20 protein-coding genes are annotated in these 23,140 nt (G+C 64.9%); 6 read left to right on the top strand and 14 right to left on the bottom strand.

Annotated features, from left to right (window positions below; all coding sequences use genetic code 11):
• Positions 1–13 precede the first annotated feature (13 nt).
• Positions 14–925 carry a glycine betaine ABC transporter substrate-binding protein OsmF gene (gene osmF, locus GR138_RS19180; RefSeq protein WP_160860870.1) on the bottom strand — a complete coding sequence of 304 codons (912 nt, stop codon included), beginning with the start codon at positions 923–925 and terminating at the stop codon, positions 14–16.
• A 325-nt stretch (positions 926–1,250) separates the two neighbouring features.
• Between osmF and GR138_RS19175 the strand changes: the two genes are divergently transcribed.
• Together GR138_RS19175 and GR138_RS19170 are read left to right on the top strand one after the other, a co-directional pair.
• Positions 1,251–1,718 carry a DUF4126 domain-containing protein gene (locus tag GR138_RS19175; protein WP_160860869.1) on the top strand — a complete coding sequence of 156 codons (468 nt, stop codon included), beginning with the start codon at positions 1,251–1,253 and terminating at the stop codon, positions 1,716–1,718.
• Entirely contained in the window at positions 1,715–3,091 is a 1,377-nt protein-coding gene (locus GR138_RS19170) for an FAD-containing oxidoreductase (RefSeq protein ID WP_160861080.1), read from the top strand. Before GR138_RS19175 ends, GR138_RS19170 begins: the two co-directional genes overlap by 4 nt.
• Positions 3,092–3,307: 216 nt before the next feature.
• Here GR138_RS19170 and GR138_RS19165 read toward each other — a convergent pair whose 3' ends face one another.
• The 10 genes from GR138_RS19165 to paaN all read right to left on the bottom strand — a co-directional run bounded on the left by GR138_RS19165 (position 3,308) and on the right by paaN (position 16,101).
• Positions 3,308–5,281, bottom strand: a complete 1,974-nt coding sequence (locus tag GR138_RS19165) for a copper amine oxidase (protein WP_160860868.1) — start codon at positions 5,279–5,281, stop codon at positions 3,308–3,310.
• A 28-nt stretch (positions 5,282–5,309) separates the two neighbouring features.
• Positions 5,310–6,716, bottom strand: coding sequence for an aldehyde dehydrogenase family protein (locus GR138_RS19160; RefSeq protein ID WP_160860867.1), 1,407 nt, complete (start codon positions 6,714–6,716; stop codon positions 5,310–5,312).
• 114 nt (positions 6,717–6,830) lie between these two features.
• On the bottom strand, positions 6,831–7,751 hold the full coding sequence (locus tag GR138_RS19155; RefSeq protein WP_160860866.1) for a helix-turn-helix domain-containing protein: 921 nt from the start codon (positions 7,749–7,751) through the stop codon (positions 6,831–6,833).
• A gap of 70 nt (positions 7,752–7,821) precedes the next feature.
• The gene (locus GR138_RS19150; protein WP_160860865.1) at positions 7,822–9,882 is read right to left on the bottom strand and encodes a 3-hydroxyacyl-CoA dehydrogenase NAD-binding domain-containing protein; all 2,061 of its coding nucleotides are present in this window, start codon (positions 9,880–9,882) and stop codon (positions 7,822–7,824) included.
• A gap of 4 nt (positions 9,883–9,886) precedes the next feature.
• On the bottom strand, positions 9,887–10,588 hold the full coding sequence (locus tag GR138_RS19145) for an ABC transporter ATP-binding protein (RefSeq protein WP_160860864.1): 702 nt from the start codon (positions 10,586–10,588) through the stop codon (positions 9,887–9,889).
• Positions 10,575–11,360, bottom strand: a complete 786-nt coding sequence (locus GR138_RS19140) for an ABC transporter ATP-binding protein (RefSeq protein WP_160860863.1) — start codon at positions 11,358–11,360, stop codon at positions 10,575–10,577. The genes GR138_RS19145 and GR138_RS19140 overlap by 14 nt, the downstream gene beginning before the upstream one ends.
• Positions 11,357–12,313, bottom strand: a complete 957-nt coding sequence (locus tag GR138_RS19135; protein WP_202402727.1) for a branched-chain amino acid ABC transporter permease — start codon at positions 12,311–12,313, stop codon at positions 11,357–11,359. The genes GR138_RS19140 and GR138_RS19135 overlap by 4 nt, the downstream gene beginning before the upstream one ends.
• Positions 12,314–12,315: 2 nt before the next feature.
• Positions 12,316–13,188 carry a branched-chain amino acid ABC transporter permease gene (locus GR138_RS19130; protein ID WP_160860861.1) on the bottom strand — a complete coding sequence of 291 codons (873 nt, stop codon included), beginning with the start codon at positions 13,186–13,188 and terminating at the stop codon, positions 12,316–12,318.
• 68 nt (positions 13,189–13,256) lie between these two features.
• Positions 13,257–14,390 carry an ABC transporter substrate-binding protein gene (locus tag GR138_RS19125; RefSeq protein ID WP_160860860.1) on the bottom strand — a complete coding sequence of 378 codons (1,134 nt, stop codon included), beginning with the start codon at positions 14,388–14,390 and terminating at the stop codon, positions 13,257–13,259.
• 49 nt (positions 14,391–14,439) lie between these two features.
• Positions 14,440–16,101, bottom strand: a complete 1,662-nt coding sequence (gene paaN / locus GR138_RS19120) for a phenylacetic acid degradation protein PaaN (protein ID WP_160860859.1) — start codon at positions 16,099–16,101, stop codon at positions 14,440–14,442.
• Positions 16,102–16,201: 100 nt separating this feature from the next.
• On the opposite strand from paaN, the gene paaG reads away from it, so the two are divergent.
• The 4 genes from paaG to GR138_RS19100 all read left to right on the top strand — a co-directional run bounded on the left by paaG (position 16,202) and on the right by GR138_RS19100 (position 19,577).
• Entirely contained in the window at positions 16,202–16,990 is a 789-nt protein-coding gene (gene paaG / locus GR138_RS19115) for a 2-(1,2-epoxy-1,2-dihydrophenyl)acetyl-CoA isomerase PaaG (protein WP_160860858.1), read from the top strand.
• Positions 16,987–17,427, top strand: coding sequence for a hydroxyphenylacetyl-CoA thioesterase PaaI (gene paaI / locus GR138_RS19110; RefSeq protein ID WP_160860857.1), 441 nt, complete (start codon positions 16,987–16,989; stop codon positions 17,425–17,427). Before paaG ends, paaI begins: the two co-directional genes overlap by 4 nt.
• Before the next feature lie 48 nt (positions 17,428–17,475).
• Entirely contained in the window at positions 17,476–18,786 is a 1,311-nt protein-coding gene (gene paaK, locus GR138_RS19105; RefSeq protein WP_160860856.1) for a phenylacetate--CoA ligase PaaK, read from the top strand.
• A gap of 194 nt (positions 18,787–18,980) precedes the next feature.
• Positions 18,981–19,577, top strand: coding sequence for a TetR/AcrR family transcriptional regulator (locus GR138_RS19100; protein WP_160860855.1), 597 nt, complete (start codon positions 18,981–18,983; stop codon positions 19,575–19,577).
• A gap of 167 nt (positions 19,578–19,744) precedes the next feature.
• Here GR138_RS19100 and GR138_RS19095 read toward each other — a convergent pair whose 3' ends face one another.
• From GR138_RS19095 to GR138_RS19085, 3 genes are all read right to left on the bottom strand, one after another.
• Positions 19,745–20,245: an acyl-CoA thioesterase gene (locus tag GR138_RS19095; protein ID WP_160860854.1), complete on the bottom strand. Its 501-nt coding sequence runs from the start codon at positions 20,243–20,245 to the stop codon at positions 19,745–19,747.
• A gap of 4 nt (positions 20,246–20,249) precedes the next feature.
• A complete protein-coding gene (paaZ, locus tag GR138_RS19090; protein WP_160860853.1) occupies positions 20,250–22,307 on the bottom strand; it encodes a phenylacetic acid degradation bifunctional protein PaaZ in 2,058 nt (685 codons plus the stop codon).
• Positions 22,308–22,374: 67 nt separating this feature from the next.
• The gene (locus tag GR138_RS19085) at positions 22,375–23,130 is read right to left on the bottom strand and encodes a Phenylacetic acid catabolic protein (RefSeq protein WP_160860852.1); all 756 of its coding nucleotides are present in this window, start codon (positions 23,128–23,130) and stop codon (positions 22,375–22,377) included.
• Positions 23,131–23,140: the final 10 nt, after the last annotated feature.

Genomic DNA, 23,140 nt, shown 5'->3' with positions numbered 1-23,140 from the left:
AGGACAGACGGGCTTACTTGAGGAAGCCGTTCTTCTTGAGGAAGTCCTCGGCGACCGCCTTGGCCGGCTCGCCGCCGACCTGGACGCGGCCGTTGAGATCCTGCAGCGTCACGAGGTCGAGTTTTTCGAAGACCGGTTTGAGGATTTCCTCGATCTGCGGGTTGGCCTTCAGCACCTCTTCGCGGATGATCGGCGACGGCTGGTAGACCGGCTGCACGCCCTTGTCGTCTTGCAGAACGACGAGGCCCGACGGGGCGATGCCGCCATCCGTGCCGTAGACCATGGCGGCGTTGGCGCCATTCGTCTGGTTGGCAGCGGCGGCGATCGTCGCGGCGGTGTCACCGCCGGACAGCGTGATGAGCTGTTCCGGCTTCAGCGTGAAGGCGTAGGTCGTCTGGAAGGCGGGAAGAGCGGCCGCGGAATTGACGAATTCGGAGGACGCGGCAAGAACGACCTGTCCGCCGCCGGCCACGTATTTGCCGAAGTCGGTCAGCGTCACGAGCTTGTTCGGCTCGGCGACGTCCTTGCGCAGCGCGATCGCCCAGGTGTTGTTGGCCGGCGACGGTGTCAGCCAGACAATCTTGTTGGCATCGAAATCGAGCGTTTTCGCCAGCTCATAGGCCTTGGTCGCATCCTTCCAGGCCGGGTCCTCGGCCTTTTCGAAGAAGAAGGCGGCGTTGCCGGTATATTCCGGATAGATATCGATCTCGCCGGCGATGATCGCCTGGCGCACGACCGGCGTCGCACCGAGCTGCACGCGGTCCGTCGTCTGGATGCCGTTGGCGTTCAGAACCGACAGGATGATGTTGCCGAGCACCCCACCCTCGGTGTCGATTTTCGACGAGACGACGACCTGGGCCTGGGCGGCGCCGGCTGCAAGGCCGAGCGCCAGAGCTGCTCCTAGGAATTTGACGGTTGGGCGCATGTGAAAAACCTCTCGTTCTGTGCGGGAACCCATGGCGGCATTCAGACCACGTTTCGAAAAGCCCGTCCGGGCAAAGCATTCCATATATGGCGGCAATTCGCAAAAAACAGACCGCGCCGACGGTGCAATGCACGGCGTTTGTTGCCGCGTTCAAAGCGCTTTCAGGATTGTACGAAGAGGCGGCCTTTGGCAACAGAAACGCGTTGCAATTCACGGTCGCGTCCGACACTCTCGCAATCGGCCCACTCGCTTTCCGATACTGCATTGATCACCTGCCGGGAAACATCCCGGGCCGATGTCCGGCGCGGATTCTTCTGGGGGACACATGAGCATTTACATTCTCGCATTGCTGATCGGTGTCGTGGCGGGGCTTCGGGCGATGACGGCGCCGGCCGCCATCAGCATCGGCGCCGCCCTCGGTTGGCTGCCGGTCTCCGGCACCTGGGCAGCCTTCCTGGCCTATCGTTTCACGCCCTATATTTTCGGCGCGCTGGCGCTCGTCGAATTCGTCACCGACCAATTGCCGAGCACGCCGAGCCGCAAGGTGCCACAGCAGTTCGGCGCCCGCCTCGTCAGCGGCGCCTTCTGCGGCGCGGTCATCGGCACGGTTGGTGGCTCGCTGGTCGGCGGGCTCGTGGCCGGCATCGTCGGCGCGGTCATCGGCACGCTCGGCGGCGCCGAAGCCCGCCAGCGCCTCGTCGCCGCAACGGGCGGCCGGGATTTGCCCATTGCATTGCTCGAGGATGCGGTTGCCGTTCTACTCGGCCTCTTCGTCGTCTCGTCGGTGATCTGATGCAGACCTTCGATGCCATCATCATCGGCGCGGGCCAGGCCGGCCCGTCACTTGCCGGCCGGCTGACTGCCGCGGGGAAAAAGGTCGCGCTCATCGAGCGAAAACTCGTCGGCGGCACCTGCGTCAACACCGGCTGCATGCCGACCAAGGCCATGGTCGCCAGCGCCTATGCCGCCCATCTCGCCCGCCGCGGCGCCGACTACGGCGTGGTGACGGGGGCGGTTTCCATCGACTTCGCCAAGGTCATGGCCCGCAAGGACAAGGTGCGGTTTGACGCCCGCAAGGGCAACGAGGACTGGCTGAACGGCATGGAGGGCCTGACCTTCCTGCGCGGCCATGCGCGCTTCGAAAGCCCGACGGAGATCCGTGTCGGCGATGCGCTGCTGTCGGCGAAACAGATCTTCCTCAATGTCGGCGGCCGCGCCGTCGTGCCGGATTTTCCGGGTGTCGGGGACGTGCCCCATCTCGACAACGTGTCGATGATGGACCTGGCCGAAGTGCCGAAACACCTGATCGTCATTGGCGGCAGTTATATCGGGCTGGAGTTCGCCCAGATGTTCCGCCGCTTCGGCTCCGAGGTGACGGTGATCGAAAAAGGGCCGCGGCTGATTGCACGTGAAGACGAGGACGTCAGCGCCGCGGTGCGCGACATTCTCGAGCGCGAGGGCATCCAGATTCGCACCGGGGCGGCGTGCATCCGCTTCTTCCGGCAGGAAAGCGGCGTCGGGGTCGGCGTCGATTGCACGGCCGGCGCCCCGGAAATCAGCGGCTCGCACATCCTGCTCGCCACCGGACGGCGGCCGAACACCGACGATCTCGGCCTCGACAAGGCAGGCGTCGCAACGGACAAACGCGGCTACATCACCGCCGACGAGCGGCTGGAAACCAACGTGCCCGGCATTTTCGCGATGGGCGATTGCAACGGCCGCGGCGCCTTCACCCACACCGCCTACAACGACTTCGAGATCGTCGCCGCCAACCTGCTCGACAACGAGCCGCGCAAGGTGAGCGACCGTATCCAGACCTACGCGCTTTACATCGACCCGCCGCTCGGCCGCGCTGGCATGAGCGAAACGGAAGCGCGCAAGACCGGCCGCAAACTGCTGATCGGCACGCGGCCGATGACGCGGGTCGGCCGCGCCAAGGAAAAAGGCGAGACGCTCGGCTTCATGAAGGTGATCGCCGACGCAGACACCCGGGAAATCCTCGGCGCGTCGCTGCTCGGCACCGGCTGCGACGAGGCGGTGCAGAGCATTCTGGACGTGATGTATGCGGGCAAGCCCTACACGACGATCACGCACGCCGTGCACATTCATCCGACTGTGGCGGAACTGATCCCGACGGTTTTTGGCGACATGCAGCCGGTGGAATGAGAGAGGCCCGGGATCGCTCCCGGGCTCTTGTTTCGGAGACGAAGCCCCTCATCCCGCTGCCGCGACCTTCTCCCCGCAAGCGGGGAGAAGGCGAAGGACACAAACGCTCGCTCAAAAACGCCGCATAGCAATGCGGTAAGCCTGGCCGTGTGTCCCTTCTCCCCGCTTGCGGGGAGAAGGTGCCGGCAGGCGGATGAGGGGCAGCGCCTGCCGCGTTTACTTCCGAATCGTCAGCGCCGGGTTATGGGCGAAGAAGTTGTGCGGCATGATGTGCACGGTCTTCCACTCGGTCGACATGACCGGCCAGTCCTCCATACGTGGGATGTGGTGGAAGCCGGCGGAGAACCAGGTGACGATGTCCTTGCCCATCAGGCTCTGGTCTTTCTTCACCCATTCCGCGAGCGTATCGGAGCCATCGCTCTGCATGGCGAACTTGCCGCCGGCATAACGCTGTTCCGGGTCATAGACCGTGTTCCACACCGAATATTCGATATAGGCGTTGCGCTTCATCGGCGGGTCATTCTCGAAATCGAACGGGCCGTAGGACACATCGCCATGGTGGATCATGTAGCCCGGTTCATGGCCAAGATACCCTTCACGCGACGGATCGGAGATGTGGAAGTAGCGCGGCTGCGAGGACGAGAGCTTGTAGCGCGCTTCCATCTCCGTCATCGGCATCTTGTGCTCGACTGTCCACATCGACTTCCGCGGGCTCGACGCGTCGAGCTTGGCCGGCACGATGTCCATCGTCGAAAAATGATTGATCGGCTGGTCGACGTCGAAGTCGATGCGGAAGTTGAAATAATGGTCGTGGTTGGCGGCGACGAGGTTCGGCGCGATCAACGTACCATAGGCCGTATCCGCCTTTGCCGTCGGGTCCTTCATCGAGGTGGAGGCGACGCCCTTCACCGCATCGAGGCCGGTCGCGCCGACATAGATGTTGACCTGGCCGTTCTGCTGCAGGCGATAGTCGATGAGATAGTCGTAGTTGCCGACTTCGGAGGCCGTGCGCACCACGAGTTCCGTCGCAGGCCGCCCTTCCGCCGGCACCGGTTTTTCCGGCGTCTGCGCAAAGACTTCGAAATGGCGCCAGGCCGGATCGCCGATGCTGCGCTCGAAGACGCAGATCGCATCGGGAATGACGAGCGGCGAGCCCTTGTCGTCGGCAATCGTCGCCGGCAGGAAGGTCGCGTGCGAGGGGCAATCGATGCCGGCGCGAAGCGGGCTCAGGAACAGGCCGAAACCATATTCCCCGCTGTCCATATAGGTGCGCCAGTACCAGCCTTCCGTCGGGTCCATATAGGGCACGAAGACTTCGGAGAGATGCGCCTGGTAGATGACCGAACGCCAGGTGCCTGCATCGTTGACATCGAGATTGGAGACGACGAGACCGGGGCGTTTGTCGACGCGGAAATTGAAGCGCCACATGTCCCATTCGATATGGCTGCCGTCGATCTTGTAGTTCGGGCCGCCCTCCTGCACCAGCTTGACAGGGTTCGTCTCGGCCCGCAGCGGCAGGCGCTTGGCGACCTCTTCCTCGGTGTAGCCCCAGGCGTCCTTCGGCCCCTTGACGACGCCCGTATCGATGACGCGCTGCACTTCCTTCTTGCCGATGTCATAGATGGCAAAGAGGCCTTCGACCGGCTTGGCGTAGAAGTTGGAGCCCTCCGGAACCTGATAACACGGCACCTTCATCAGGCGGGAATTCTGGTATTCCTCGGTGAAGAAGTTGCCGCCGGTCAGCGGCAGGCAGAAGGCCTGCTCCGGCTTCAGCCCGCGCTTGGCAAGTCCCGCCACCATGTCCGGATGGCCGAGCGCGCCTTCCAGCGCGTTCATGAACTCGGTGAACAGCACCATCGGCTGGCCCGATGTCTTGGCATTGCTCTCGACCTTGCCCTGGGTGATATTGACCACCGCCTCGCTGAAACCCTCGGCGCTGGTGAAATAGACGGTCGCCTTGCGATCGAGGCTATCGCCCTCCTTCCACGCCAGCACGTCGGCCTTGGCCGGTTCCTTCAGCTCGATCAGCGGATAGAGCGTGTTGTCGTCCGCAACCTTCTCAGCGCGCAGGATCTGGTTGATCTTCTGGTATTCCTCGGCCGTCAGCCCGTCGAGCGGGTGGGCGGCGGCTGCGCCTGCGGCAAGGCCGAGCACCAGCGCCGTCGAGGCCAGGTGTTTGATAAGTCTCATGATCGTTCCCTCTTCTTGTTTGGTTCCGTCAGGCGAAGACCACCTGGATATCGGTGTATTCGGCAAGCCCCTCTTCGGCGAACTCGACGCCGATGCCGGAGGCCTTCACGCCGCCGAAGGGCGCATTGGGCTGGATGGCGCCATGTTTGTTGATCCAGACCGAGCCGCAGGCGAGCCGGCTCGCAACCGCCTTTGCGGCCGCGATATCAGACGACCAGACGGAGCCGCCGAGCCCGTTCGGGCTGTCATTGGCAAGCCGGATCGCCTCCTCAACATCGGAATAGCGGATGATCGGCAAAGCCGGGCCGAACTGCTCCTCGTCGACCAGCGCATCGCCGTTGCGAAGCCCGGCAACGATGGTCGGCGGGAAGAACAGGCCCTCGCCCGGCGCACCGCCGAGCAGCACCTTGCCCCGCCCCTTGGCATCCGCAACGAGCCGCGAAACCTTGTCGAACTGCATGCGGTTCTGGATCGGGCCGAGAATGCTCGCCTCCTCCATGCCGTTGCCGACCGGAATGTTTTTCGCATAGGCGACGAGCGCATCGCAGACGGCGTCATGGATCGTGTCGTGCACATAGAGCCGCTTCATCGCCGCGCAGGTCTGGCCATTGTTGATGAAGGCACCCCAGAACAGGCCCTCGGCAATCGCTTGCGGGTCCGCGTCCGGCAGCACGATGCCGGCATCGTTGCCGCCGAGTTCCAGCGTAAGCCGCTTCATGGTCGCGGCAGCAGACTGCATGACCTTCTGGCCGGTGGCGCAGGAGCCGGTGAAGACGATCTTGCGAATATCCGGATGCACCGACATGGCACCACCGAGATTGAAGGCCTTGTCGTCGCCCGTCACCACGTTGACGACACCCGGCGGCAGGACCTCGTTCATGATCTCGACGAGGCGCAGCGTCGACAGCGGCGTGTAGGGCGAAGGTTTGACGACGACCGTATTGCCGGTGCGTAGCGCGGGAAGAATATGCCAGACGGCGATCATCACCGGGAAATTCCATGGTGTAATCGAGCCGATGACGCCGAGCGGCTTGCGATGCAGCTCCACCCGGCCCGCCTCGTTGTCTTGCAACACCTTGACCGGAAGCGACAGTCCGGTCGTATAACCCGCCCAGGCGACGGCACCGCCGACCTCCCAGCGCGAGCCGAGGCCGTTCAGCGGCTTGCCCTGTTCCAGCGTGATGATCTCGGCGAGTTCCGCCGCATGCTCCTCGATCTTCGCCGTCACGGCCGCGCAAGCGGCCTGCAAGGCCGCGTCGGTCTGTGCCGACCACGTCGCGAACGCCGCCTTGGCGACGGCAACGGCGGCGTCCAGCTCAGCGCCGCCCATGTTCGGCGCGCGGCCGACCTCCTCGCCCGTCGCCGGGTTCAGCACGGCGAAGTCCGAGCCGACATGGGCCGGCTTGCCGCCGATGGTTGCCTTGAATTCCATCATTTCCGCCTCCTCCAAGGAATGGCCCACCTCCGGCGGGCACATCTGGTGGCAGAGATTAGGCGTTGGCGGGGCGTCAGACTTGGACGGCGCCGTCCCGCCTTTTGGACAAAAGCGTCAATGGCAGCGCGCGACCGCACCCGGCGTCGTGCCGTATTTCTTGCGGAACTCGCGGTAGAAATAGGAAAGGTCGTTGAAGCCGCAGTCGAAGGCGACGGCGGTCACACCCTCTGCCACCTGATTGCGGGCGGACAGCCGCGCATGGGCAAGCTCCAGCCGGCGATTGAGCAGCCGATGCCCCGGCGTTTCGCCAAGCGGCCGGAAGTGTCGCTGCAAGGTACGTTCCGGCACGTTGAGGCGGGATGCCAGTTCGCGCGGGCCAAAGGCCGGGTCCGCGCGGTGGCGGTCGATCATCGCCAGCGCCCGCGAGAGCAGCGTCTCGGCGGGGTTCGCAGTCCCCATCCCACGCGTCGAATGCAGGTAGGCGCCCATCAGGCAGAGGAACGCCTCGCCAAGCTGCGCCTGCGCGCCCTCCTCCATCAGCATCTTGGCGATGACGGCGCGCATGGCGAGCCAGAGCGGATCGTCACGCGAAATCGAAAGCCCGCCGGTGCAGGCATTGCCGAAACGATGCACCATCTCGTCGCGCGGGATGTGCAGCGACACCTGGTTGGAGCGTTCGCCGCGATAGAGAAAGCTCGAGGGTTTGACGGAATCGACGAGGAACATGTCGCCGGGCAGAAGCTCCGCGACCTGATCGCCCTGTTCGACGCGACACTGGCCGGCATCCTGCACCAGCAGGAAAAAATGCTCGCCGGGGTCCTGCCGGATGGAGCGGGTGTTGCGCGCCACCTCGGAGGCATCGAGCGCCACGATCGCCGTATCAAACGGGCCGACGCGCCGTGTGGTGACATCGCCGTTGACGACGCCCGTGCGCCGCATCGGCTCCAGATCGAACGAACCGCAGACCCGCCGGATCTCCGCCTCGAGAATTTCCACCTGTACCGGCTTGTGCCCCGGCGTCATCAGCGACTGCATCGCGCCCTCCCCGGCTCCAGCAGAATGCCTGTTCTCCCAAACCTATCTCATCACAGACCGCAGCGCTTGCCTATCGTTCAAGCGCCGAAAACCCGCCGGCCTCCGCTGCCCGGCGCAAACCATCGCAGGGCGGATCGGCAAGACCATCCGCCGCAAGGCGGTCGAGCACGGCCACGACGTCGCCAAGCCCGCGCGCTTCGGCATAATGCATCGGCCCGCCGCGCCAGCGCGGAAAGCCGTAGCCGTGGATTTTCACCAGGTCGATATCAGCGGAGCGCAGCGCCACGCGCTCCTCAAGAATGCGCGTCGCCTCGTTGACCATCGGCAGGACAATGGCGTCGGCGATGTCGGCTTCGTTCCACACGCGCTGCCGCTTACCCGCCGCCTCTTCGGCGATGATCGCCGCCACGGTTTCGGACGGTTTTGGCACACGGTCGCCCGGCTGGTAGTCGTACCATCCGCCGCCCGATTTCTGGCCGAAGCGCTGAAGCGCACAAAGCCGCTCCGCGACGGGCGCGAAAGGTATGTCGCCCCGTTCACGCGCCGCCTTGCGCTGGAAGGCGGCGATGTCGAGGCCACCGAGATCCTGTGCCTCGAACGGCCCCATCGGCAGGCCGAAGGCACGCAGGGCGGCGTCGACCGCCGAAGGCGTCGCGCCGGAGAGCAGCAGCCGCTCGGCCTGCGCGCGCGTCACCTTCAGGATGCGGTTGCCGATGAAACCATCACAAATGCCGGCGCGGACGGGGATTTTGGCAAGCAGGCGCGCGAGCGCGAAGCCGGTTGCCAGAACCTCCGGCGACGTCGCCCCGGTCGGCACGATCTCCAGCAGCTTCATGATATGCGCCGGGCTGAAGAAATGCAGGCCGAGGAAACGTTCGGGATGGCTTACGCCGTCGCTGATCGCATTCGGATCGAGATAGGAGGTGTTGGTGGCCAGAACCGCATCCGGCCGGCAGGCCGACGAGAGTTTTTCGAAGACCGCGCGCTTGACGGCGAGGTCCTCGAACACCGCTTCGATGACGAGGTCCGTATCGGCCAGCAGGGCATAATCGTCACCACCGGTGACACCGGCCATACGCTCATCGGCAATCGCCTGCGTCATACGCCCGCGCTTCACCGACCCGTCATAGATGGCCCGAACGTTGACAAGCCCGCGCTCGACTGCCGCCGCATCGCGCTCGATGAGAACCACCGGCAGGCCGGCATCGCGCAGCGCGGCAGCAATGCCCGCGCCCATCGTGCCGCCACCGATGACGGCCGCAGAGCGGATATCGCGCGGCGCTATCCCGGCAAGCTCCGGGGGGCGCGGCGCGGCGCGCTCGGCGAAGAACACATGGCGCAGCGCCGCCGCCTGTTCGGAACCGCGCAGGGCAAGAAACGTCTCGCGCTCGAAGGCCATGGCATCGGAAAAGTCCGCCTCGCTGGCCCTGCGCACGCTGGCAAGTGCCCGCAGCGGCGCGACTTCGCGCTTCGCCTTGGCAGCGACGGCCTTTTCGGCATTCTCCCAGAAGCCGGACTCGACGGCCGGTACCGCGCGGCGAGAGATCGGTTCCGGCAAGGGTTTTTCAGCAATGCCGTTTGCGAAGCCGATAGCGCCGGCGCGCAGGTCGCCATCGACAAGGGCATCGACGAGACCGAGCCCCTCGGCCTTCTTCGCGCTGACCGGGCTGCCGCTCGTCACGAGATCCACGGCCGCGGCGGGACCGATCAGGCGCGGCAGGCGCACCGTGCCGCCGGCACCCGGAATGATGCCGAGCTTGACTTCCGGCAGGCCGAGGCTCGCGGAGGCAAGCGCCACCCGATAGGCGCAGCCGAGCGCGACTTCGAGCCCGCCGCCAAGCGCACTGCCGTGGATCGCGGCGACCCAGGGCTTTTTCGCGCCCTCGATGTGCGCCACCACATCCGGCAGGTGCGGCGGCTGCGGCGGTTTGCCGAACTCGTTGACATCGGCGCCTGCAATGAAGGTCCGCCCGGCGCAGATCAGCACGACGGCCTTCACCGTCGCATCCGCATCGAGTTCCGCCACCGCCTCGACCAAACCCTGACGCAACGCCTGTGACAGGGCATTGACGGGCGGGTTGTCGACGGTGACGACGGCGGTGGATCCCTCGCGGGCAATGGTGGCGGTCATGGTCTCATATTCCCAGGTAAGCGGCGCGGATGCGTTCGTCCGCGATCAGGTCGGCGGCGGGGCCGGACATGGTGATGCGCCCCGTCTCCATGACATAACCGCGATCGGCGACGGAGAGCGCGCCAAAAGCGTTCTGCTCGACGAGGAGCACGGTGACGTCGAGCGCCTTCAGGCTTTTTACCACGTCGAAGATCTGCGCGACGAGGATGGGGGCGAGGCCCATGCTCGGCTCGTCGAGCAACAGGCACGAGGGGCGCGCCATCAGCGCACGGGCAATCGCCAGCATCTGCTGCTGCCCGCCGGAAAGACCGCCCGCAGCAAGGTTTCGCTTCTCCTTGAGGATCGGGAACATCGCGAAGGCGTCCTGCATGTCGCGCTCCACCTTGTCGTCGGCGAAGAGATAGGCGCCGAGCCGAAGATTTTCCTCCACCGTCAGGTTGGTGAAGATCTGCCGGCCCTCGGGCGACTGAGCGAGGCCGCGGCGCACGCGGGCATGCGCCGGCACGGTCGTCAGCGCCTCGCCGCGGAAGACGATAGAGCCCGAAGAAACCGGCTGGATGCCGGAAAGGCATTTCAGCAGCGTCGTCTTGCCGGCGCCGTTCGCGCCGACAACGGTGACGATTTCACCCGAGGCGACATCGAGATCGATGCCGTGCAGCACCTCGATGCGGCCGTAGCGCGAGCGCAGTCCCTCAACCGTCAACATGCTTCGCCTCCGTCGCCTGGGCACCCAGATAGGCTTCGATCACGCGCGGATTACGCGCAATCGCCGCCGGCTCGCCTTCGGCGATCTTCTCGCCGTGATCGAGCACCACGATATGGTTGGAAATGCGCATGACCATTTTCATGTCGTGCTCCACCAGGAGGATCGACACGCCTTCGGCCGCGACCTGCGCGATGAGGTGATCGATCTCCTCGGTTTCGACGGCATTGCAGCCGGCGGCCGGTTCGTCGAGCAGCAGCACACGCGGTTTCAACGCCAGCGCACGGGCGATTTCCAGCCGCTTCAGCGCGCCGTAGGAGAGCGAGCCCGCCTCCTGCTCGGCAGCACGGCCAAGGCCGACGCGGTCGAGCAACGCGCGGGCGCTTTCTCCCGACGCCTGGCTGCGGCGGCGCGCGGCGGGCAGCGCGAAGAGATCGGCAAAGACCGAGCCGCGCTCGTGCAGGTGATGGCCGGCGACGGCGTTTTCCAGCACGCTCATCGACTGGAAGATTTGCAGGTTCTGGAAGGTGCGCGACAGGCCGCGGCGGGCGAGCAGATGCGGCGGCATGCGGGTGACATCCTCGCCATCCAGCACGACGCGGCCGCGTGCCGGGGCATAGACGCCGGAGATCATATTGAACAGCGTCGTCTTGCCGGCACCGTTCGGGCCGATGACGGAGACGATCTCGCCGGGTTTCAAGGAGAAGCCGACATCGTGGACGGCACGCAGGCCGCCGAAATCGATGCCCAGGCCTTCGATCTGAAGCAGGCTCATTCCGCCCTCCCCCGGATGCGGCGCGTGATCGAGGGCAAGAGCCCCTCGCGCATGAAGATCATCACCAGCATCATGACGAGGCCGAGCATGAGCTGTTCGTATTCCTGGAAGATCGTCAGCACCTGCGGCAGGGTCGTCAGGATCGCTGCCCCGAGAATGGCGCCAAGCACGGAACCGGCACCACCGAGCACCGTCATGGTGACCATCTCGATGGAATGCATGAAGCCTGCGACATCCGGCGTGATGAACTTGTTCTGCAGCGCCAAGAGCGAGCCCGACACCGAGGCATAGATCGCCGAGAGCACGAAGGCGACGAGCTTGTAATGCGCGACATCGACACCGACCGTGCGGGCCGCGACCTCCGAACCATGCAGGGCGCGCAGCGCCCGGCCGGTCGGGCTATGGTAGAGATTGAGCGCCAGCCACGCGCCGAGCACCAGCACGAGGCCGGAAAAGGCATACCAGAACTCGGTGTTCGACAGGTCGATGCCGATCGCCTTCAGCACGGCGCGCAAGCCGAGCTCCGGCACCGCCATGCCATCCGGCCCGCCGGTCAGTTGCGCCTCGTTGGACAGCACCATGGAGACGAGGATGCCAAAGCCGAGGCTGGTGACGGCGAGATAATAGCCCTTGAGCCGCAGGATCGGCCGGCCGACGAGATAGGCGATAGCCGCCGACAGAAGCGCGCCGAGCACGGCGGCAAGCGCCGGGTGCAGGCCGAGATGAACGGGCGCCAGGGCACAGGCATAGGCGCCGATGCCCGCGAAACCGGCATGGCCCAGGCTGATCTGGCCGGCATAGCCGATGAGGATGACAAGACCCGTCACCGCCAGGCCGTTGACGAAGATCAGCGAGCCGACCCGGAAATAATAGGACGACGGGAAGAAGACCGGCGCGATGGCGATGACCGCGGCGAGGATGAGAAGCGTGGTCGCCTTGCTGGAAAGCCGCATGGTCACACCCGATCCGTCGACTTGCGGCCGAACAGGCCCTGCGGCATGGCGAAGAGCACGGCAAGAATGACGACGAAGGCCGCCGCATCCTTGTATTGCGAACTGATATAGCCGGCCGTCATGGCCTCCAGCACGCCCAGCAGCAGGCCACCGACCAGCGCGCCCTTGGGATTGCCCATGCCACCGAGCATGGCGGCGGCAAAGCCCTTGAGGGCAAGGGCCAGGCCGACATCGTAGCTCGTCAGCGTGATCGGCGTCACCAAGACGCCGGCCAGCGCGCCGATGGCGGCGGACATGGCGAAGGAAAGCGTCATCACGTACTTGGTGTTGATGCCGACGAGCTGGGCGGCGACGCGGTTGTTGGCGGTCGCCAGCACCGCGCGGCCGATCAGCGTGCGGGTGAAGAACAGCCAGAGACAGACGAAGACCGCAAGCGCGCCGGCAATGACCCAGAGGCTCTGCGGCAGGATGGTCGCGCCGCCGATGAGGATCGGCTGGTCGCCGGAAAAGGCCGGGAAGCGGTGCAACTGCTTGTCGAAGACGAGCTGTGTCGCGCCCCGGATAAAGATGGAGGCACCGATGGTGATGATGATCAGCGAGACGACGGGCGCGCCGCGCGCAGGCTCGATGGCGAGCTTGTTGAGCGCCACACCGATTGCCGCCGTCACGATGATGGCGATGAGGGCGGCAAGCGGCAGCGGCAGGCCGGCTGCATGCGCGAAGAAGGTGATCATGCCTCCGAGCATGACGAACTCGCCCTGGGCGAAGTTCACGACGTCGGAGGCGTTGTAGATGATCGTGAAGCCGAGGGCGACCAGCGCATAGACGGCGCCAACCGTGATCCCGGACAGAAGGAATTGCAGCAGTTCGGGCATGGAGGCCTCCGCTTCGCGCACGACGATTCCGCCGGCCTGCGCCCTAAAGCGCTGGCCGGCAGGTTCGATTACTCGACGATCTTCCAGCCGCCCTTTTCGATCTGCAGCATGCGGAAGGCCGAGAGGTCGAGGCCGAGGTGATCCTCGGCCGTCATGGTGACGGTGCCTGTGGTGCCGACGAGACCCTTGGTGCCCTCGATCGCATCGCGGATATCGGACGGCTCGGCGCTGCCGGCGCGCGTGATGGCATCGACGAGGATGCGCAGCGCATCATGGGCATAACCGCCGAAGGTCGAGACCGGCTTGCCGGTCGCCTTCTCATAGGCTTCCTTGTAGGCGACGACCACGGCGCGCTGCGGGTCGTTTTCCGGCAGCAGGCCGGCAACGAGCAGCGCCGTGCCCGGCAGGCGAACACCTTCCGCGGCTTCCGCGCCGGCAAGCTCGATGAAGCCGTCCGAGGCAACACCGTGCGACTGGTAGAGCGGCAGGCCGACGGCGAGCTGGGCATAATTGCGGGTCACGATCGCCGGGCCCTGGCCGAAGCCGGGGTTCAGCACGGCCTGAATGCCGTCCTTGCCCTTGATGTTGGTGAGCTGCGGCGTCATGTCGGCATCGGTCGGGCCATAGGTCTCGTCGGCCAGCACCTCGATGCCATAGTCGCCGACGATCGACAGGCACTGCTTGTGCATGGAGGCGCCGAAGCCGTCCGAACCCGAGATCATGCCGATCTTGGTGATGGCGTTCTTCTTCATGTCTTCAAAGATCTTCGCGCAGGCCATGCGGTCCGTGTGCGGCGTCTTGAAAGTGTAGGTCTTGACCGGATCGATGATCTCGATGGCGCCGGCGAGCGAAATGAAGGGCACTTCCGCATCCTCGAAGACCGGGATGATCGCCATGGAGGTGCCGGTCGTCGTGCCGCCGATCACGGCCACCACTTCGTCGTCTTCCACGAGGCGGGTCGCGAAGGTGCGCGCCTTGTTCGGGTCGCCGCCGTCGTCATAGATGACGAGTTCCAGCTTCTCGCCGTTGACGCCGCCGGCCGCATTGATCTCCTCGACCAGCAGCTTCAGCGTCTTGGCTTCCGGATCGCCGAGGAACGAGGCAGGGCCGGTTTCGGAAATGGTGGCACCGATCTTGATGTCGGCGAAAGCGGGGGCCGCAAGGATCAGGGCAAGGGCGGTGGTGGTGAGCACAAATTTCATGTCGGTTTCTCCTCCCAACAAAGACAAAGGGTTAAAGCGAAAACTCCTCCTACGCCGCGACAGGGCGGCGCCACATGACCACGCGGAACCGGTTGGCGACAAAAGCCGCATCCGTCAGGCTGGCATTGCCCGCGGGGTTTGCACCGGTGACGTGGAAATCGCTGAACGCGGCACTCTGGTTGACGTAGATGCCGCCGGTCAGATTGACCGAGAGATTGACGCCCGCCGTAGCGAAGCGGTCGGCGGCGGCAAGGATCTGCGCCTCGTCGGTGGCATAGAGGGCGGCGGTGATTGCGCCCTTGCGCTCGGCGAGGTCCGCCGCGCGGTTCACGCCATCGACGACGTCATCGACCGCGACGACGAAGGCGATGGGGCCGAACCTTTCTTCCGCATAGGTTTCGCTGTCCGCCACATCGACGGCGAGGATCAGCGGGGTTGCCGTGCGGGCATCGTCGAGGCCGTCGACGGGTGCGGAATCGCGCACGAGACGGCCGAGGGAACGGACGGTGGCGATGCGGGCAAGCGTCGCCGGATTGGCAATGGCGCCGCAGATGCCGGCGGCGCGGGCCGGGTCGGCCAGCAGGCCATCCACTGCGGCGGCGATGCCGGATGCCACATCGTCGAATGTCTTGTGGCCCTCATTGGTCTCGATGCCGCCGCGCGGCACAAAGATATCCTGCGGAGCGGTGCACATCTGGCCGGAATAGAGCGACAGCGAGAAGGCGATATTGCTGCACATGCCGGGAAAATTGTCGGTGGCGCCGATGACAATGGAGTTGACGCCCGCCTCTTCCGTATAGACGTCGGCGGTGCCGGCATTTTCACGGACCCAGGTCCCAAAACTGTTGGAACCTGTGTAGTCGACGATGGCGACGGCCGGATGCTGCACGAGGTCCTTGGTGATTTCGGAACCGGGCGCATCGGCCGCGAGCAGCACGATATCGGCGGCAAACCCCTCTTCCACCAGCACCTGACGGGCGATCTCGACGGTGATGGCGAGTGGCAAGATGGCGGCCGGATGCGGCTTGACGATGATGGTGTTGCCGGTGGCGAGGCTGGCGAAGAGGCCGGGATAGCTGTTCCAGGTCGGGAAGGTGTTGCAGCCGATAACCAGCGAAACACCGCGCGGCACGACACGCCAGTGTTTTTCCAGGACGATCGGCTCGCCCTTGCCCTGCGGCTTCGTCCAGGTCGCCGTCGCCGGCGTGCGGGTCATCTCGGCATAGGCGTAGGTGACGGCTTCAAGGCCGCGATCCTGCGCATGCGGGCCGCCGGCCTGGAAGGCCATGGCGAAAGACTGGCCCGTCGTGTGCACAACCGCATTGGCCATTTCGAAACTGCGGGCATTGAGGCGGGCGAGGATTTCGAGACAGATGCCGGTGCGCACCTCCGGCGAGGCGGCGGCCCATTGCGGGGCAGCGGCACGCGAGGCAGAGACAAGCATATCCACGGAAATGGCGGGATAGGTGATGCCGAGAGACGGTCCGTAAGGCGAGACTTCCGCACCAACGGAGCCTTCCGCCGGATGATCGGCGAGGACAAAGGCCTTGCCGATCCGCGCCTTGTAGGCAGCGAGCCCGTCATCCTTGGCGGTCTCGCCATAGATCTTGCCGCTCGGCACTTCGGGATAGGCAGACCAGAAGTCACGCTTGGCGGCCGCTTGCAAAGCTGCGTCCAGCGTCGGGCGATGGCGCTCGAAAAGTCCGGTCATGGCTGTTCCTCCCAGTCAGTGCTTTTATAATTGACTGACCGGTCGGTTTATGCAAGAGTTTTTTTACGGTCGCCGCTGGGAAGGGCGACAGGGAGGAAAAATGTCCACATCCGACACCATTCTGTCGGCGCTTGCCGATGGCGTTCTCACCCTCACGCTGAACCGCCCGGACAAGCTCAACGCCTTCAACGAAGAGATGCACCTGGCCCTGCGCGCCGGCTTCGAGCGGGCGCATGCGGATGAGGCTGTCCGTGCCGTCCTGCTCACCGGCGCCGGCCGCGGTTTTTGCGCGGGGCAGGATCTGGGCGACCGCGATCCCAAGAAGGGCGTGCCGGATCTCGGCCACACGATCGAGACCTTCTATAATCCGCTGCTGCGCCTGATCCGCAGCCTGGAAAAGCCGGTGATCTGCGCCGTCAACGGCGTTGCCGCCGGTGCTGGCGCCAATATCGCCTTTGCCTGCGACATCACGCTCGCCGCCCGTTCCGCCCGCTTCATCCAGGCCTTTTCCAAGATCGGCCTCGTGCCGGATTCCGGCGGCACCTGGAGCCTGCCGCGGCTGATCGGCGAAGCCCGCGCCAAGGCGCTGACGCTGACCGCCGAACCGCTCGGCGCCGAAACCGCCGCCGACTGGGGCCTGATCTGGCGCGCCGTCGACGACGACACGCTGATGGAAGAGGCCACTGCACTCGCCACTCGCCTCGCCGCCGGCCCGACGCGCGGTCTCGGCATGACCAAGCGCGCCATCCAGGCCGCCGCCACCAACTCGCTGGACGAACAGCTCGACCTCGAACGCGACCTGCAACGCGAGGCCGGCCGCAGCGCCGACTATGCCGAGGGCGTTTCCGCCTTCCTCGAAAAGCGCAAACCAGAGTTCTCCGGCAAATGAGCGCCGCGAGCCTCTCCCCCCAGGCCCTGGCCGAAGCCTGCGCCAAGGCCATGTGGGACGACGACAATGCCACCCGCCATCTCGGCATGGAGTTGATCTCCGTCGCTCCTGGCGAGGCGACGATCACCATGACGATCGCCGAGAGCATGACCAACGGCCACGGCACCTGCCATGGCGGCTACATGTTCACGCTGGCGGATTCGGCCTTCGCCTTTGCCTGCAACACCTACAACCAGCGCACCGTCGCCCAGCACTGCTCGGTGACCTTCATCGCACCGGCCTTCAGGGGCGACCGGCTGACGGCGACGGCGCGTGAAGTGTCGCGGCGGGGGCGCGGCGGCATCTACGATATCCGCATCAGCAATCAGGAGGGCGAGCACGTCGCGGAATTCCGCGGCCACTCGCGAACAGTCAAGGGTACGCACCTGCCGGAATGAGGCAGACCATCCCCACATTCTTGCCCCACATTCTTGGAGGAGAATTTCATGGAAGACCTGTCCCCCCGCCCCGGCGAGCTCGAAGCGATCGAGACGGCGTCGCGCGACGAGATTTCCGCGCTGCAGCTTCAGCGCATGAAATGGTCGCTGACCCACGCCTACGAGAATTCCCCCTTCTATCGCCAGCGCTTCGACGAGGCGGGCGTGCACCCTTCCGACCTCAAGACCCTGTCGGACCTCGCGAAATTCCCCTTCACCACCAAGAAGGACCTGCGCGATACCTATCCCTTCGGCATGTTCGCCGTACCGCGCGAAAAGCTTGCGCGCATTCACGCCTCCTCCGGCACGACCGGCAAACCGACCGTCGTCGGCTACACCAAGAACGATATCGACACCTGGGCGACCGTCGTTGCCCGCTCGATCCGCGCCTCGGGCGGCCGGGCCGGTGATATCGTGCATGTCGCCTATGGCTACGGCCTGTTCACCGGCGGGCTTGGCGCGCATTACGGCGCCGAAAAGCTCGGCTGCACCGTCGTGCCGATCTCCGGCGGCATGACCGAGCGCCAGGTCACGCTGATGCAGGATTTCAAGCCGCGCATCATCATGGTCACGCCTTCCTACATGCTTTCGATCCTAGACGAGTTCCGCCGCCATGGCATCGACCCACGCGAAAGCTCGCTCGCCGTCGGCATTTTTGGCGCGGAGCCCTGGACGAACGCCATGCGCGAGGAAATCGAGCAGGCCTTCGACATGCATGCCGTCGATATCTACGGCCTTTCGGAGGTCATGGGTCCGGGCGTCGCCAACGAATGCGTCGAGACGAAGGACGGCCTGCACATCTGGGAAGACCATTTCTACCCGGAAATCATCCATCCCGAGACCGGCGAAGTGCTGCCGGATGGCGAGATCGGCGAACTGGTCTTCACCACGCTCACCAAGGAAGGCCTGCCGATCATCCGCTACCGCACGCGCGACCTGACGCGCCTCTTGCCCGGCACCGCCCGCTCCATGCGCCGCATGGAAAAGATCACCGGCCGCTCCGACGACATGATGATCCTGCGCGGCGTCAACGTCTTCCCGACGCAGATCGAGGAACAGATACTGAAATGTCGCGGTCTTGCGCCGCATTTCCAGATCGAGCTGTCACGCGCCGGCCGCATGGACAACATGACGGTGCATGTCGAATGTACGGTCGAAATGGCCGACGAAGGCGCACGCGCCGGTTCGGCCAAGGAGCTTGCCCACCACATCAAGAGCATCGTGGGTGTTTCCACCAAGATCACCGTGCACGAGCCGGGCGGCGTTGCCCGCTCGGAAGGCAAGGCGAAACGGGTGGTCGACAACCGCCCGAAAGAATGAAACGCCGGACAAAACAATTCCAGCAAATTGCAGGGCGGTTTTGCATCCGGGATTGTGAAGAAACAAAGAGCCAGCGTCTCTCCGTTGCTACAGGACGAACAGAGAGACGCTAGCCCGGCACCGGCTTGACTGTGTATAGGGAGGGCGGCCGCCCTTCCGCGCAGCCGCAGCCCGAATGAGCAGAGCAGGACGACATGGCACGCACGCGCGCAGTGGATTTCGAGGAAAAACAGCGAGGCATTCTATCGAGTGCCGCGGCGGTGTTCGCCGAGATGGGCATGGAGAAGGCTTCCATGTCGCTGATCGCCTCGCACAGCAATGTCTCCAAGGCCCTGCTCTACCATTATTATCCCAGCAAGGACGCCCTGATCTTCGACATCGTGCGCACGCACCTGTCGGAGCTGGAAGAGGCGATCGAGGCGGCAGACCGCACGGACGTCGCGCCGCAGGATCGGCTGCGCCTGCTGGTGAAGGCCGTGCTGGCGAACTATGAGGGCCGCGATAACGAGCACAAGGTGCAGCTCAACGGCACCAGCGCGCTCTCCGAGCCACAGCTTGCCGAATTGCAGGCGATCGAGCGGCAGATCGTCAAGCGCTTCTCCGGCGTCATCCGCGACATCAACCCGGACCTCAACAAGGATCGCCCACTGCTGATGCCCGTCACCATGTCGCTCTTCGGCATGATGAACTGGGTCTATATGTGGTTCCGCCCGAACGGGCCGATCACGCGGGACGAATATGCCGATATCGCGACGACGCTGATCCTTGAGGGCGTCAAGGCTGTAAGTTGAGGCTTACGCATCTCACGTTCGATCTCTTAGATGAACGCGCCCCTCTCCGCCGTCATCCTCGGGCTTGACCCGAGGATCCAACCGCTGGGGCGAGGAGGCGTGGATCCTCGGGTCAAGCCCGAGGATGACGGAGAGGGGAGGTAGCGCCGGGCACAAAAGAGCGCTGCCTACTCCCCATCCCGCTCCACATCCTTGCCAGTCGTCGCAACCGACTCCAGTCGCTCCGCGAATTCGCGCCGCAGCGTGCGGCGAAGCTCGGCCGCCTTGTAGCGCCTGACATCAACCGTGCTTTCCGGCTGCAATTCCGGCACCCTTACCGGTTTGCCGGCCTCATCCACGGCGACCATGGTGAAATAACAGGAATTGGTGTGCCGGCGGTGGCCGGAGCGGATGTTTTCCGCCTCCACGCGGATACCAATCTCCATGGAGGTGCGGCCGGTATGGTTGACCGAGGCGCGGAAGGTGACGAGTTCGCCAACATGGATCGGCTCCTTGAACATCACCTGATCGACCGAAAGCGTCACCGCATATTGCTGCGAATAACGCGATGCGCAGGAGAAGGCGACGCGATCGAGCAGGTTGAGCAGCGCGCCGCCGTGGACTTTCCCTGAAAAATTCGCCATGTCGGGCGTCATCAGCACGGTCATTTCCAGGCGGCGCGGGTCCATTCGGTCACTCTCTCGTTTTGGCCACCATCGTCAGAACGTCGTATTGCGCGACGGTGGCGCCAAGCTGGTTCGTTACGTTGCAATCCCAGCGCACCTCGCCATGTTCGGCATTGGCGCGCGGGTTGATCTCCTTGCAGGTGAGCTGCACCTGCAACGTATCACCCGGATTGACCGGTGTCAGGAAGCGCAGATTGTCGACGCCGTAATTGGCGAGAACCGGACCGGGCGCGGGATCGACGAACAGTCCGGCGGCAAACGACACGATGAGATAACCATGCGCCACGCGCCCGTCGAAGAACGGGTTCGCCTTGGCGGCCTCCTCGTCCATATGGGCATAGAAGGTGTCGCCGGTGAAATTGGCGAAATGCTCGATATCGTCGAGCGTCACGGTGCGCGTCGCCGTGATCAGCTGGTCGCCGATCTTGAGTTCAGCCAGCGACTTGCGGAATGGATGCTCGCCGCCGGGCTGCGCCGCAGCCCCCTGCATCCACCGGCCAGTGACGGCAGACAACATCGTCGGCGCGCCCTGGATGGCGGTGCGCTGCATATAATGTTTGACGCCGCGCATGCCGCCCAGCTCCTCGCCGCCGCCCGCACGGCCGGGACCGCCGTGCACGAGGCCCGGCAGCGGCGAACCGTGGCCGGTGGACGACTTGGCGCTGACGCGGTTGCCGATCATCACACGGCCGTGGAAGGGCGCAAGGCCGAGCACGACCTCTTGCGCAAAGCCGGGGTCGTTGGTGAAGACGGAGGCGACGAGGCTGCCCTTGCCGCGGCGGGCAAGATCCACCGCCTCTTCGGCAGTGTCATAGGGCATGACGGTGCTGACCGGGCCGAAAGCCTCGACATCGTGGATCGCATGCGCCGAACCGGGCTTGTCGCAATAGAGCAGCACCGGATTGAGAAAGGCGCCGGCCGCAGCATCGCCCGACATGACGTTCGGCGCATCCGGATCGCCGGCGACGATTTCGGCATCGGCGGAAAGATCGCGGATGCGGGCGCGCACTTCCTCGCGCTGGTGGAGGCTCGCGAGCGGCCCCATGCGGACGGCTTCGTCGGCCGGGTTGCCGATCGCCGTCTTTGCAAGACGCGCACCGAGGCTTTCGATGAGGGCTTCACTGTAGGAACGCGGCGCAATGACACGGCGGATCGCCGTGCACTTCTGGCCGGCCTTCACCGTCATCTCGCGGGCGACTTCCTTGACGAAGAGGTCGAATTCCTCCGTGCCGGGTGCTGCGTCGAGACCAAGCACGGCAGCGTTCAGGCTGTCGGCCTCCATGGTGAAGCGCACGGAGTTTTCGACGATGGCCTTGTGCGTCTTGAGGCGCTGGCCGGTCGAGGCCGAACCGGTAAAGGTCACGGCATCCTGTCCCTCGACATGATCGAGCAGGTCGCCGACCGAGCCGCAGACGAGCTGCAAGGCGCCCTCCGGCAAGAGGCCGGTCTCGACGATGCGGCGAACCATGAGTTCGGTGAGATAGGCCGTCTGGCTTGCCGGCTTGACGATCGCCGGGACGCCGGCGAGCAGGGTCGGGGCGAGCTTTTCCAGCATGCCCCAGCAGGGGAAATTGAAGGCGTTGATATGCACGGCGACGCCCTGCAGCGGGCTCAGGATGTGCTGCGCGGAAAAGGTGCCGTCCTTGGAGAGCAGTTCCACGTCGCCATCGAGCAGCACGCGGGTGTTCGGCAATTCGCGCCGGCCCTTGGAGGCATAGGACAGCAGCGTGCCGATGCCGCCTTCGATGTCGACCCAGCTATCGGCACGGGTGGCGCCGGTCGCGGTTGATAGCGCGTAAAACTCTTCCTTGCGCTCCATCAGCGCCTGGCCGAGCGCCTTCAGCATGGCGGCGCGTTCGTGGAAGGACATCCGGCGCAGTGCCGGGCCGCCCTTCTCGCGGCCAAAGGCAAGCGCCGCCTTGAAATCCACGCCAGTGGAATCGATGAAGGCGACGGGCGCGCCCGTGGACGCGTCGAGCAGCGGCACGCCTTCCCTGGCACCGGCGACCCACTGGCCGCCGACATAGCTTTCGAGCCGGCGCGGCCGGTTTGCCATGACGTTCATGTCATTATCCTTCTTGTTTTTCCGCAATCCCGGACAGAAAACCGCTTCACACTTTTCTTGGGATTGCTCAATTCAGACCAAGCGCGGAAAGCTGCGCATCGACCTCCGCCTGCCATTCGGCAAGCAGGGTCTCGTTTTGTGTATGCCGCAGGCCGAAACGCGACTGCGTCTCGAAGCGGGCCGAGCCGGAATGGCCAAAACTTGCGGCAACGCGCGGATACCAATAGGCGACCGAAGCCTTCGCCTCGGTGCGGGCCTCCGCGTCATCGGCGATCTGCACGAGGCCGGCGAGGCCAAGTTCCGCATGGCGCGTCTCGCGCGGCAGGATGGCCCGGAACACCTCGGCGAGCGGCTGGTAGGAGACGCGCGACAGTTCCTTCAACTGCACGACGCTCGCCCGGCCCATCAGCACGTTCATGACCACGGCATCGACCCAGCCTTGCAGCGGATAGTGGAAGACGGAGAGGCGCATGTCGCCACCCTGGCGGGCCGCGCCGATATCGGCCTCGCGGGCAAGCCGCACCGCCCAGGGATGGTGCACGGCGTAACGCCCGCCATCCGCGCCGAAGGTTTCCATCACCCGCAGCACCTTGCCGGCATGATCGGCCTTTTCCAGCACGATGCGGGCGGCGGAAATGCGTTCCTGGATGCCCGGCGCATCGTTGATCGTGTCGGCGAAACCGGCGGAACCGGCCAGCTCACTGTCAACGAAGCTCGCCATCAGGCGCAGCAACTCGCCGCGATAACGCGGCGGCACGTTGGCCGGGGACGAAAGCACGCCGCCCTGCGCCAGATAGTCTTCGATCGGCATCGTATCGGACATGCGAATTCCC

The sequence above is a fragment of the Shinella kummerowiae genome (genome assembly GCF_009827055.1).
Lineage (GTDB): Bacteria > Pseudomonadota > Alphaproteobacteria > Rhizobiales > Rhizobiaceae > Shinella > Shinella kummerowiae.
This window is presented reverse-complemented; position numbering and strand designations above follow the sequence as displayed.

Coding starts and splice junctions, on each gene's coding strand:
- osmF (WP_160860870.1), bottom strand. CDS start 925: ATGCGCCCAACCGTCAAATTCCTAGGAGCAGCTCTGGCGCTCGGCCTT.
- GR138_RS19175 (WP_160860869.1), top strand. CDS start 1,251: ATGAGCATTTACATTCTCGCATTGCTGATCGGTGTCGTGGCGGGGCTT.
- GR138_RS19165 (WP_160860868.1), bottom strand. CDS start 5,281: ATGAGACTTATCAAACACCTGGCCTCGACGGCGCTGGTGCTCGGCCTT.
- GR138_RS19160 (WP_160860867.1), bottom strand. CDS start 6,716: ATGATGGAATTCAAGGCAACCATCGGCGGCAAGCCGGCCCATGTCGGC.
- GR138_RS19155 (WP_160860866.1), bottom strand. CDS start 7,751: ATGCAGTCGCTGATGACGCCGGGGCACAAGCCGGTACAGGTGGAAATT.
- GR138_RS19150 (WP_160860865.1), bottom strand. CDS start 9,882: ATGACCGCCACCATTGCCCGCGAGGGATCCACCGCCGTCGTCACCGTC.
- GR138_RS19145 (WP_160860864.1), bottom strand. CDS start 10,588: ATGTTGACGGTTGAGGGACTGCGCTCGCGCTACGGCCGCATCGAGGTG.
- GR138_RS19140 (WP_160860863.1), bottom strand. CDS start 11,360: ATGAGCCTGCTTCAGATCGAAGGCCTGGGCATCGATTTCGGCGGCCTG.
- GR138_RS19135 (WP_202402727.1), bottom strand. CDS start 12,313: ATGCGGCTTTCCAGCAAGGCGACCACGCTTCTCATCCTCGCCGCGGTC.
- GR138_RS19130 (WP_160860861.1), bottom strand. CDS start 13,188: ATGCCCGAACTGCTGCAATTCCTTCTGTCCGGGATCACGGTTGGCGCC.
- GR138_RS19125 (WP_160860860.1), bottom strand. CDS start 14,390: ATGAAATTTGTGCTCACCACCACCGCCCTTGCCCTGATCCTTGCGGCC.
- paaN (WP_160860859.1), bottom strand. CDS start 16,101: ATGACCGGACTTTTCGAGCGCCATCGCCCGACGCTGGACGCAGCTTTG.
- paaG (WP_160860858.1), top strand. CDS start 16,202: ATGTCCACATCCGACACCATTCTGTCGGCGCTTGCCGATGGCGTTCTC.
- paaI (WP_160860857.1), top strand. CDS start 16,987: ATGAGCGCCGCGAGCCTCTCCCCCCAGGCCCTGGCCGAAGCCTGCGCC.
- paaK (WP_160860856.1), top strand. CDS start 17,476: ATGGAAGACCTGTCCCCCCGCCCCGGCGAGCTCGAAGCGATCGAGACG.
- GR138_RS19100 (WP_160860855.1), top strand. CDS start 18,981: ATGGCACGCACGCGCGCAGTGGATTTCGAGGAAAAACAGCGAGGCATT.
- GR138_RS19095 (WP_160860854.1), bottom strand. CDS start 20,245: ATGGACCCGCGCCGCCTGGAAATGACCGTGCTGATGACGCCCGACATG.
- paaZ (WP_160860853.1), bottom strand. CDS start 22,307: ATGAACGTCATGGCAAACCGGCCGCGCCGGCTCGAAAGCTATGTCGGC.
- GR138_RS19085 (WP_160860852.1), bottom strand. CDS start 23,130: ATGTCCGATACGATGCCGATCGAAGACTATCTGGCGCAGGGCGGCGTG.